Below are 9595 nucleotides of genomic sequence, written 5' to 3' on the forward strand. Positions count from 1 at the left end.
GAGCACGGTCTTCTTGCCGTCGATCACGGGGCCGTCGCCGAAGTCGTACTGAATCCACATGCCCGGCTCACAAATCCATGGGCGGTGCACGCGGGTGTTGCCGAGGCGGTAGGCGGCACGAACCTGAGCGAAAGCTCGGCGGGTCGAGCGATCCGAGCCCGTATAGCCCAAAGCCACGAGCTTCGTGTGGGCGATGTCCGAGCGCAGCTTGCCCTTGGAAGCGACCATCCATTCCTCAAGCTTGGGCATGAACGGGTCCGTGACCCGACCACGATTGACCGGGTTCGCAATCGGCTGGCCAGCGTCGCGAGCGGCAACATGGCGAGCAACCGTGTGATGGGAGCACCCCGTCAACTCTGCGGCGCCCCGCAAAGATTTGGTCAGATCATACGCAGCGAGTATCTCCATGATTTCTACGTCTACCTTCATAAGTGGGCCTCTTCCTGAGCTGTTTGATGCGTCTAGATACCGCAATCANTTCAGGTGCACGAGCAGGAGCATACCGGTGGTGCGTTCCACGAGGGTAGCAATCGCTGAACGGTTGAACGTTCCGCAGACGAGGTCGCCTTCCCGATGACCGGGAACTAGTCGACTGTCGACCTCAGCGGGGCGCTCGCCCAGTAGCGGGCCGGAGAACTTTGAACGCCGTTTCGTCGCGTGACGGTGGGTCAGGCGCCCGCGGCGCCCGGTTCGGAGGTGACGGGTCATTCCCCGGACCAGCCCGGTGGTGTGCGGCGAATACAGGGCCCGATAGATGCTTTCGTGGACGACGTTCATCTCGGGCTGGCCCGGGAAATCGATCCGGAGCTGGTGACTGATCTGCCTGGGGCTCCACTGTTCGAGAAGGTGTTTCGAGATCGCATCCCGCAACTGTGGGTTCCCGGCGATCTTGCCCGGCCGGGGGCGTTTGCGCGCGGCCTCCGCCAGAACCTGCGCCGCTCGAGGAGCATATCGTTTCTGGCGTGGCGCCCGATTCCTGACGACCTCACGGCTGACCGTCGACGGGCTTCTGCCCAGCTCGGCCGCGATCTGACGCAGGCTTTTTCCGACCTGCAACGCATCGGCGATCTGGATCCGCTCGCCCTCGGAGAGGTTTCGTGACGAAATCGTCGGCGGTGCTTTTCAGCGAGATCGGCGCGTAGGTCTTCGCGCGTCCTTGCGCGTTCGCCACTGTCCGCCCGTGTCGCCATCGCATGCCCGTGCGCCGGTTTATCTTCAGTGTTCGACACGCCTCGGCGTTGCTGATTCCTTGCCTCATCAGCTGAGCATATTTGGCGCGGGTCTCGACCATCGGCAGTGCGCCGGAACCCTTTCGCTGCGTCCTTGGACTATCTGGCATCGCTACTCCTGAAACTCAGGTGATGCGACGTTCGGTAGAAACCGCCCAGCTTGTCATGGCCGCCGACATTGGGGCATCTTGGCGCGTCGCCCTATCGGGTGGCGCTGTTCCGGCGACCGGGTAGCACGATTCCGGGGACGCTTAGCGCTCGAAGCGGGTGTGCTGCTCTGCCGTGAGGTGACAACACATGGGGTGTTGTTGTTTCGCTTTTGGACTCCAGGATCTGTTCCTGGGTCGCAAGCGTCACAGTGTTGTCGCTCTTGCGTGACCCTATGGGCAGCCGCCAATTCGGCGATTCTCCCCCGCAAGCGAACAGGCTCAATACCGACAAGTGCAACGACCGAACTTCGTTAAGATCCAAGCAATTCTCGAGGAGAACCGTCGTTTCGCAATCGTCTATCTCAAGCAGCATGATCCATCGCCCGACATGGGCGAAACGGTCGCCGACGCGCACCCTCACCTCATCGTTTCCACGTGCTCGCCCGCCTAAAACGAGCCCTCGATAGCGCAATGGAGTCGACCAGACGCTTCAAACCAAACCACTACCGCTCGAACACCATGTGTTCTATATTAGATAGAACAAACGAGGCGGTGAGCGTAATGATCCTCAAGGTGGACCTGAACAGCGAGTTGCCGATTTACCAGCAGCTCAGGGACCAGGTCGTGGAAGCTATCGCCGATGGTGTGCTGACCGAAGGCAGTTCTTTGCCGGCCACGAGGACGCTCGCTTCTGACTTTGGGATCAATTTCCATACCGTCAACAAGGCCTATGATCTTCTGCGGAAGGAGGGACTGATTCGGCTCAATCGCAAATCCGGTGCCGTGGTGATAGCGATGGTAGCGGACGGGACGTTCCCCTCGGAGTGGACAGCACGGGCCCGGACTCTTTTGGCCGAGGGCATCGCCAGAGGGATGTCGGCCGATGAGGTTCTTCAAACGTGCCGGTCCCTGCTCGAGTCATTCAGTGCCAAGAAACGGGAGGACACGCCATGAGCGTCGCCATAATTTTGAGTCTCGTTCTCTTGGGACTTGTTCTCCTACTGGCCCTGGTGCTGCCATCGGTCACAAGTCCGACCGTGCCCTTCGGGGTCAGAGTGCCAGCCGAGCATGCAGGGGAACTCACGGTAACAAGGCAGGCCCGCATCTATCGGCGGAGAGTACTAATTGGCGGCCTCGTCGTCGCCGGGGTCGGTGTCGGTATTTTCGCGCTGACGGGGCAGCCGGTGTTGCTTCCCTTGTCGGTGCTGGCGCTTGTCGGCCTCTGGTACGGGTGCTTCTATCTGGCCAATCAGGAGATCCGAGCCGCGAAAGCCGCCGGACGGTGGTTCGAGGGGCGCCACCAGGGCATCGCGGTGGACATCGGATTACGGACGGAACCTCTGCGGTTCCCGTGGCTGTGGCTGGCTCCGGCCATAATTATTACCGTCGGGACGGGAGTAGCTGGAGTGCTCCTGTACCCGTCGATGCCCGACGTCCTCGCGGTGCACTACGGCGCGAAAGGTTTGCCCGACAGGGTGACCGTGAAGTCTGTTGGCACAGCCTTCTCCTTGGTGTTCATGCAGATCGGTTTGACAGCTCTGTTCGCCGCCATGGCGGCGGCGATCGTCCGCAGCAGGCCCGACATCGATCCAGCGCGCCCCGTCGGCTCCGCTGATTGGTATCGGCGGTACAAGGCGCTGAGCGCCAAAGCAGTCCTCGGGCTTGTCGCGATGATCGACGTGGCGATGCTTGGATCATCGGTACTCATGTGGACCGGCACTGTCACACCGTGGGCGCCACTGGTCATCGCATTCCCGATCCTGGCCGCAGTCGTGGTTTTGGTCTTGGTCCTGGCGAGGAACAACCGGGACCGGGGCGATGTCGCCGAACCAGAAACCGGCCTGACGCACCGCGACGACGACAGGTTCTGGCGCGGCGGCTTGTTCTACATCAACCGTGAAGACCGTGCACTGCTCGTTCCACGCAGGTTCGGACTTGGATGGACTGTGAACCTCGGCAATCCCAGAACCGCGATGCTCCTGGCCGGCTTGCTCGCGCTGATCACTCTTGTGATCGTCCTACGTTTCGACGGCTAGACGCCACTGGGACCCTAAGAGGGATCCTTGACGATGAAGGAAGCATTCGTGAGGAGAGTCGTCGGTCGACCCGGGTGTCCGAGGTGTCACTGTGCCCATTGGAAGCGATTTGCACTGTCCTTGCCGTCGAATGAGCAGTGGACCATGCTTCGACGACACATGCTTCGATAACAGGCTCAAATCGCGGAGTGCCACGTCAGAAGGAGAAGCACAGGCTGCGACCGTGTTCGCAGGAATTTGCTACCGTCTCCGTGAAATGTCCTGTCTCAATGCATCGTGGACACGCTATCTCATGACATCGTGGACACGATGTCTCACAGCTTCGGAGACAGCTACGCCGGTGATAGTCGGGCGTCGCGACCGAAACCCTCTACCAGGAACTCATCAACGCGGGGGCCACCGCCCTCATCGGCGCCGGCCGTTTCGAACGCTCCGAGGACCGCACCACCCAACGCAACGGCGCCCGCCCGCGTCTGTCGACGACCACCGCCGGAGACCTGAACCTGAAGATCCCCAATCTGCGGCAGGGTTCATTCGTCCCCGCGCGCCTCGAGCGCCGCCGCCGGGTGGACAGGCCCTGTTCGCCGTCGTTATAGAGGCTTACCTCCACGGCGTCCCAACCCGGAAAGTCGACGACCTGGTCACGGCCCTCGGCGCGGCTTATCGGGAAACCGGCGGGCGTCGGCGAGGGCGCCCTCCCAGAACTCGTCGAAGTCGTCTGGGTCGGCAGCGAGCGAGCGGTACTCACGGAGTTCCGGCAGGCAGGGGTTTTAGCGGGGCATGGGAAAGGACCTTTCAAGCGTGCAGTGCGAGCCCAGCTTCGAGCTCGTACACGTAAGGGCGGATTCCGCCGGTACTGCGGACCTGATGCGAGCGCAATCCCCGACGGACTTTGCACCTCGACGGCAGGACCGACACACCTAAGAATCTCTGGTCAGCCCCGGCCCGTCTCGCGTTTCTTGTAGTAGTCGCGCCAGATCAGCCGGTGAATCGGGATCCACCGTGGGATGTCCCGCAGGCCGGGGATGAACGGAACGAGCGTCAGTAGCACGCTCAGCAGGAGCATCAGGAGAACGACGAGCAGGTCGGCGTTCGGGGCGGAGGCGAATGGCTCGACCTGGTACCAGAAGGAGAAGAGCCACAGCCAGGATTGTCCGGGCGTGTTCCCTGTTTCGTTCATCATGCCCCACTGGTCGCCGGTGAGGTGCTGGGCGTTCGCGAGGTCGCTGAAGTAGGCGCCGTCGCCGAGGAACAGGATGGTGCGGGTGTAGTCGGAGTTGTAGAAGGACTGCTGGGCGTTCAGGACGCCGTCGAGTGCGCCCTGGCTCGCCATCGTGAGCAGAGCACCGGTGAGGACCGGGACGGGCCCGTAGCCGCCGGTGGCGACCTGGGCGGGGTCGCCGTCGGGGGCGTTCGTGAGGGCATCCGTGTATGCGGCGGTCCAGTCGGTCTTCTGGGTGTCGATCGCGGTGTTCCACGCGTCGAGGGCGGCGCTCGGGGGTACGTTGAGGGTCGTCAGCGGGGTGATCACGAGGTCCTGCGCCGTGTCGATCGGCAGTCGCACTCCGGAGAAGCTCTGCAGGTCGAAGGCCCCGATGGTCTGGGTCGCGTCGGGAGTGTTGTTGTAGGGGGGCCCGTAACCGGCGGAATCACTCGTTCCGCCGAGCTCGGCGGTCGCCGTCGCGACGAAGTCCGCCGGTTCTGCCTGCGCCCAGGACTTGAGGGTGACGCTCGGTTCGTCCGGCGAGCCGACGATCGCCGAGAGACCCACGATGAGGAGTCCGACGACGACGAGGGCAACGGTGAGTTCCTTGAAGAGGTCGTATTCGCGCACCCTTCCGCGCCAGGGGCGTCGGGCGAGGGCGTCGCGATTGGAGCGGGACGTCGTTGCGGTGCTCATCGCGTCGCTTCCCTCTGTTCCGGGTTCGCGTCCGGTTGGGCCGCTGGACTGTGGCCGAGCGCTGTACCGTCGCCGAGCAGCACGTCGCCACTCAGCTGGGCGTCGCTCTCAGCCGCGTCGATCGGGGGGACGACCCCGTGCATCCGCACCAGGATCACGTGCAGCGCGACGACGGCGCCGACCGCGAGGGGCAGCAGCACGATGTGGAAACCAAAGATCTGGCCGAGGTCGGCCACGTTGAACCAGGCTCCGATGCCGGAGGCGTTGAGTGCGTCCTTGCCTTCGAAGGCGATCCACTGCGAGTCGAAGTTGGTCTGGAGCAGGTACCCGGTGAATGCCGCGACGATCGAGACGAGGAAGGCGGCCACCCCGGTGATCCAGGTGAGCGTTCGCCCGCCTCGCCAGGCGGCCATCCAGTACTTGCCCCAGAGGTGCACGACCATGGTGATGAAGAAGACCTCGACGCTCCAGAGGTGCACGCTGTTCACGAAGTGGCCGAAGTCGGAGATGTGGTACCAGGCCGGGCCGTTCAGGCTGAGCACGACCCCCGAGACGACGATGAACACGAGCGAGACGATGGCGCCCATGCCGAAAACGTAGATCCAGGATGCGACGTAGCTGGGCTGGTCCTGTGGCAGCAGCTTGTCGGCGGGCAGGTGCTTGAGCAACCAGCCTCGGGCTTTACCCGTCCAGGTGTAGTACTCCTCGGCGGGTTCACTCTTCTGCTCCTCGCGGATGCTCATGGGCGTTTCTTCCCACTCGGGAACGGGAGCACCAGGGCGAGCAGAAACAGCACGATGATCACGATGATCACGATGAGATTGCCGAGCTGGATCTGGAATGCCCCCCAGCCGACATAGATGCCTGGACTGTCCTGAGTCGCAAAGTAACTGATGAGCGGATGCATTGCGGCTCCATTGCTCGGGATATCAGCCAGCCACGGGTGGATCCGAGCGGCTGTGCCCCGATGAAATTCACGCTATTCCCGTTCGGGAAAATCTGCTCATCATTCCGTGGGGAAAGAACCTGAGATTACGTTCAGGAAGGAGTGCTGCGGAGGGTGCGTTCAGGACTTCGGGTGGGCGCCGAGTTTGCGCGAAGGGATCAGCTCTGGCCTTCGAGGATGATCTGCGCGCATCGCTCCGTCGCAGGGTTCACGACGATCGGCACCATCAGGTTCACGGTCGTGCCGCCCTGGCGCGGGTTGGTCACGACGAGAACGAGCGCGTCTTCGGGGCCGGCGAGGTCAAGGGAGTGGGCGTGGTCGTCGGTGATGACGGGGGAGTAGTCCGGTAGGTAGATCACGGCGTCGAGCACGAACAGCCGGGTCTGCCGGTCGTCCGCGGACTGCAGCGTGTAGAGGCCGTCCGCGCCGGTTATCTCCGTGAAGTCGAACTCGGTCAGCGAGTCGAGCCCGGGCGGTGGGGAGACCAATGTCAGGGTGGCGCTCACTGGCCGCGGTGTGATGCACACCTTGCAGTACGTGGCGTCGAGGAACACGGAAAGGTAGCCTGTCACGCCCAGGTGCCGGTCGCGGAACGCGGTAACTTCCCCGTCCAGATCCGCGCAAATTCGCGACACTTCGAACTTAGAGATCCCGGTGTCCGTGCCTAGGGCGTTGACGAGGCTCGACCGTCGAGTCGTTCGCGAAGATCTATCACCACCGCATTGGAGTGCCAGCGGGGTCGCAATCAGAGACGGGACTGCCGAGCTGGGTCGGTCCTCCGCCGGTAGGAGTGGACGGAGACAATCGGGAGACTCGCGCCTAGCTGCACGCCCAGGCCGAGCTCATCCACGACCGGACCCAGGCGTTGGTTGATACTGTGACCGCGAAACCGGAGCCGTGGAGCGCGAAACTGCGCCCCTCCCCGGATGACGCCTCCCTGCAGAAGGCGTGGCGGTGCGACCTTGGCAACGTGGTTGCTTTCCGCGACCTGAATCAGATCACCGACACCGAGTCGCCTCTCGGCGCTGTTCGCACAGATGACGATGCCTACACGGCGGCCGCCGCGTCGCTCGAGCGTCTCCGTGTTGTTGAGGACAACGCTGCGGCGGAGGCGAGTCGGCGCGTGGCCGGTCTCCGGGCGCGGCTGTCCGGGGACACCGATTTGGGAGGAGCCGTCGATGTGGCCGAGCGTGTGCGGCGCCTACGCGAGCGTCACCTCGAGCAGGAAAAGCCCGCCTCAAACGACGACCCAATTCAACGCGGTCCCGGCCACCGCCCGACGGTTTAGGTAGTTACGGGGCGGGTGGTGTTGCGTCCATCCACGTCGCTGCTTGGGAGATCCATGAACCGGAGACGATGTCTCCAGCCAAGAGCGGGTTCAGGCAGACCGCGGTGAATTCGAGGGCAGCGTCGACGTCGCGGAGGGCCGGGGGCAAGGCTGCGAATCGTCGAACGGCCGCCGTGTAACCGGTGATCCAGGACGCGGCTGGCAGTTGCATGGTGTGTGGTAGTTCGATTCCACGACGTCGAGATTCAGCAACGAGAGCTGTGCGGGTTGCTGCGGCGTCGAAGGTTGTTGAAGTGATGATTGTGACGAGATCAGCGAGGTCACGGTACCTGGTGGAGGGCCCCTGCTGCTGCCCGTACGTGCTGTACATGGCGCAAACCTTGTCCGCGATCTGATCAGGCAGCGGGTAGATCCGGAACGGGGGCAGGGGTGCCACATCGTCAATCTCGATGATTGGCTCGACGTTGAGGGTGTCGATCCCGGCCACCAACTCCAGCTGGGTGGAGAGGTCGATCGGGAAGGCGCCCACTTCATGGACACCCAGGTACACGGTGGCTTTGATCGTGGCTCCTTCCACGCCGCCGGTCATGCTCACCGGTTCGCTGAGCACGAACCGATACTGGTCCAGACCCGAGAGCGCTGCGATCTCTTGCAGCTCATCGACGGCCGTTGCCAGGTCTGCCGTCCGGTGGAAGAGATCCAGGTCTTGGCTGTGTCGGCTGCCGGGCAGCCGCATCAGTAGCCCGGTTCCACCCTTGAGGACCCACATCGAATCAGGGCTGGTGAACACGCGAGCGAGAAATCGTTGCAGCAGGAACTCCCGGGACAGTTCGTTGAATTTACGTCGTCGGAGGGCGGCCGCGATTTTGAGTTTGTCGGTGACGGCGCGTTGGAAAGCAGCGGGCGTGGAGTACCGGGGTTCACTCATTCTCTGAGTCAATCATCGGCCTGCGGGCTCACCTGCCGGGCGGCAGTGACCGCCAGCTGGTCCATGATTTCCTGCACCCGGTTGTTGGCCAGCCCTTCGGAGACCGCGGGGATCCCGGCTTCATCGAGGAAACGTTTCAGGAGAGCGTCTCCGTCGCTGGCGGGGGCACCGTACTTGGCCGCGAAGGGCGCGAGCTGGCGGCCGAGCTGCCCCATGCTGACGCCGGCCGTGATGATTGCGTCTCGGGCCACCACGGCCAGATGTCCACCGTCGATCCCGGCCGCGGCGAGATCTACAACGGTGCGAGCAGGTGTCGTGACGGGCAGACCCGTTTTTTGAGTCCAATCGGTTTTCGGAACGTGGCCGCGGTGAATGCGAACATCCTCGCGTCGACTCTGCTTGCGGCTACCCACAGTGAATTCGTGGACATCCGCTTCGATGTCCCCGAGGCCATGCAGCTCAGCCGCAGAACCGTGCGAGACGACCGGCACCCCGGGGATATTGATGCGCTCATACGCTGGCACCCGCGGGTCGAGGGCAAGCCATGCCGCCTGCAGATCCCGGTGCCGATCAAACGGTACGCCGGCGACCACATACAGGCCATGCTGCAGCCGCACCAGGGCGCCTTGCTCAGCGAACCTGGCCAGCTGCGCCGCCGTCACGCCAATGCTGCGGGCCTGCGGCGTGGTCAGCAAACCCCACTGCGAGGAGGCAAGATCCTGCACAACCCGAAGCGCATCCCGAGGTTTCATACTTCAATAATTACACCCAGAGCGTGAATATTGAAGTAATGGGTGCAGTATCAGTGGTCGCAATAATCACCTCTTTACACTTTGCTGGAAGAAAAAGTGCCTCCGATCAGGGCAAACTGACATAATTAACATTATCAGTCATATTGGGTGTTATATAACCTGTGATATTACCTGTTGAAATGCTAGTGATTCTTGCTATTGGGTCCGTGATGCGGAAGACTCTCGGTTATGAGCATTCCTGTCTCCGCTGCGCAGCCGGGTTATCGCGCGTACGAGGACTCTGTGCGGCTGGATACCGGCGGGATTGTCACGGGTCTCCGCGAGCTCCTCGGCGCCCAGCTCGTCGCTTATCTGGGCCGGGTGTCGA

General features: G+C 62.8%; 11 protein-coding genes and 3 pseudogenes. 4 read left to right on the forward strand and 10 right to left on the reverse strand.

Annotation, left to right across the window (positions count from 1 at the left end; translation table 11 throughout):
* Both E3O39_RS19765 and E3O39_RS19910 read right to left on the reverse strand, forming a co-directional pair.
* Nucleotides 1-429: pseudogene (locus E3O39_RS19765) on the reverse strand (IS21 family transposase); the annotation flags it as partial.
* Between the two features lie 45 nt (nt 430-474).
* Entirely contained in the window at nt 475-1056 is a 582-nt protein-coding gene (locus tag E3O39_RS19910; protein ID WP_166789568.1) for an IS30 family transposase, read from the reverse strand.
* Nucleotides 1057-1939: 883 nt separating this feature from the next.
* On the opposite strand from E3O39_RS19910, the gene E3O39_RS14860 reads away from it, so the two are divergent.
* From E3O39_RS14860 to E3O39_RS14870, 3 genes and pseudogenes are all read left to right on the forward strand, one after another.
* Nucleotides 1940-2332, forward strand: a complete 393-nt coding sequence (locus E3O39_RS14860) for a GntR family transcriptional regulator (protein WP_134446631.1) — start codon at nt 1940-1942, stop codon at nt 2330-2332.
* Nucleotides 2329-3414 carry a DUF1648 domain-containing protein gene (locus E3O39_RS14865; protein ID WP_134446632.1) on the forward strand — a complete coding sequence of 362 codons (1086 nt, stop codon included), beginning with the start codon at nt 2329-2331 and terminating at the stop codon, nt 3412-3414. Before E3O39_RS14860 ends, E3O39_RS14865 begins: the two co-directional genes overlap by 4 nt.
* Nucleotides 3415-3788: 374 nt before the next feature.
* A pseudogene (locus tag E3O39_RS14870) lies at nt 3789-4069 on the forward strand (transposase); the annotation flags it as partial.
* Here E3O39_RS14870 and E3O39_RS19915 read toward each other — a convergent pair.
* The 6 genes and pseudogenes from E3O39_RS19915 to E3O39_RS14895 all read right to left on the reverse strand — a co-directional run.
* A complete protein-coding gene (locus tag E3O39_RS19915) occupies nt 4056-4175 on the reverse strand; it encodes an acetylxylan esterase (protein ID WP_134446638.1) in 120 nt (39 codons plus the stop codon). The pseudogene E3O39_RS14870 and the gene E3O39_RS19915 sit on opposite strands and share 14 nt — an antisense overlap.
* A 173-nt stretch (nt 4176-4348) precedes the next feature.
* On the reverse strand, nt 4349-5314 hold the full coding sequence (locus tag E3O39_RS14880; protein WP_241975300.1) for a hypothetical protein: 966 nt from the start codon (nt 5312-5314) through the stop codon (nt 4349-4351).
* Nucleotides 5311-6057 carry a cytochrome b N-terminal domain-containing protein gene (locus tag E3O39_RS14885; RefSeq protein ID WP_134446633.1) on the reverse strand — a complete coding sequence of 249 codons (747 nt, stop codon included), beginning with the start codon at nt 6055-6057 and terminating at the stop codon, nt 5311-5313. Before E3O39_RS14885 ends, E3O39_RS14880 begins: the two co-directional genes overlap by 4 nt.
* Nucleotides 6054-6221 carry a hypothetical protein gene (locus E3O39_RS19070; RefSeq protein WP_166787279.1) on the reverse strand — a complete coding sequence of 56 codons (168 nt, stop codon included), beginning with the start codon at nt 6219-6221 and terminating at the stop codon, nt 6054-6056. Before E3O39_RS19070 ends, E3O39_RS14885 begins: the two co-directional genes overlap by 4 nt.
* 197 nt (nt 6222-6418) lie before the next feature.
* A complete protein-coding gene (locus E3O39_RS14890) occupies nt 6419-6766 on the reverse strand; it encodes a flagellar assembly protein FliW (RefSeq protein ID WP_134446640.1) in 348 nt (115 codons plus the stop codon).
* An 18-nt stretch (nt 6767-6784) separates the two neighbouring features.
* Nucleotides 6785-6994, reverse strand: a pseudogene (locus E3O39_RS14895) (transposase); the annotation flags it as partial.
* Nucleotides 6995-7137: 143 nt separating this feature from the next.
* Here E3O39_RS14895 and E3O39_RS14900 point away from each other — a divergent pair.
* Nucleotides 7138-7548 carry a hypothetical protein gene (locus E3O39_RS14900; RefSeq protein WP_134446634.1) on the forward strand — a complete coding sequence of 137 codons (411 nt, stop codon included), beginning with the start codon at nt 7138-7140 and terminating at the stop codon, nt 7546-7548.
* Between the two features lie 4 nt (nt 7549-7552).
* On the opposite strand, the gene E3O39_RS14905 is transcribed toward E3O39_RS14900, so the two are convergent.
* Complete coding sequence (locus E3O39_RS14905) at nt 7553-8476, reverse strand: nucleotidyl transferase AbiEii/AbiGii toxin family protein (RefSeq protein WP_134446635.1); 924 nt, start codon at nt 8474-8476, stop codon at nt 7553-7555.
* A gap of 8 nt (nt 8477-8484) precedes the next feature.
* A complete protein-coding gene (locus E3O39_RS14910) occupies nt 8485-9228 on the reverse strand; it encodes a type IV toxin-antitoxin system AbiEi family antitoxin domain-containing protein (RefSeq protein WP_134446636.1) in 744 nt (247 codons plus the stop codon).
* Nucleotides 9229-9595 lie beyond the last annotated feature (367 nt).

This window comes from Cryobacterium sp. MDB2-A-1, assembly GCF_004402675.1.
Classification (GTDB): Bacteria; Actinomycetota; Actinomycetes; order Actinomycetales; family Microbacteriaceae; genus Cryobacterium; species Cryobacterium glucosi.

Coding starts and splice junctions, on each gene's coding strand:
- E3O39_RS14860 (WP_134446631.1), top strand. CDS start 1,940: ATGATCCTCAAGGTGGACCTGAACAGCGAGTTGCCGATTTACCAGCAG.
- E3O39_RS14865 (WP_134446632.1), top strand. CDS start 2,329: ATGAGCGTCGCCATAATTTTGAGTCTCGTTCTCTTGGGACTTGTTCTC.
- E3O39_RS14880 (WP_241975300.1), bottom strand. CDS start 5,314: ATGAGCACCGCAACGACGTCCCGCTCCAATCGCGACGCCCTCGCCCGA.
- E3O39_RS14885 (WP_134446633.1), bottom strand. CDS start 6,057: ATGAGCATCCGCGAGGAGCAGAAGAGTGAACCCGCCGAGGAGTACTAC.
- E3O39_RS19070 (WP_166787279.1), bottom strand. CDS start 6,221: ATGCATCCGCTCATCAGTTACTTTGCGACTCAGGACAGTCCAGGCATC.
- E3O39_RS14905 (WP_134446635.1), bottom strand. CDS start 8,476: ATGAGTGAACCCCGGTACTCCACGCCCGCTGCTTTCCAACGCGCCGTC.
- E3O39_RS14910 (WP_134446636.1), bottom strand. CDS start 9,228: ATGAAACCTCGGGATGCGCTTCGGGTTGTGCAGGATCTTGCCTCCTCG.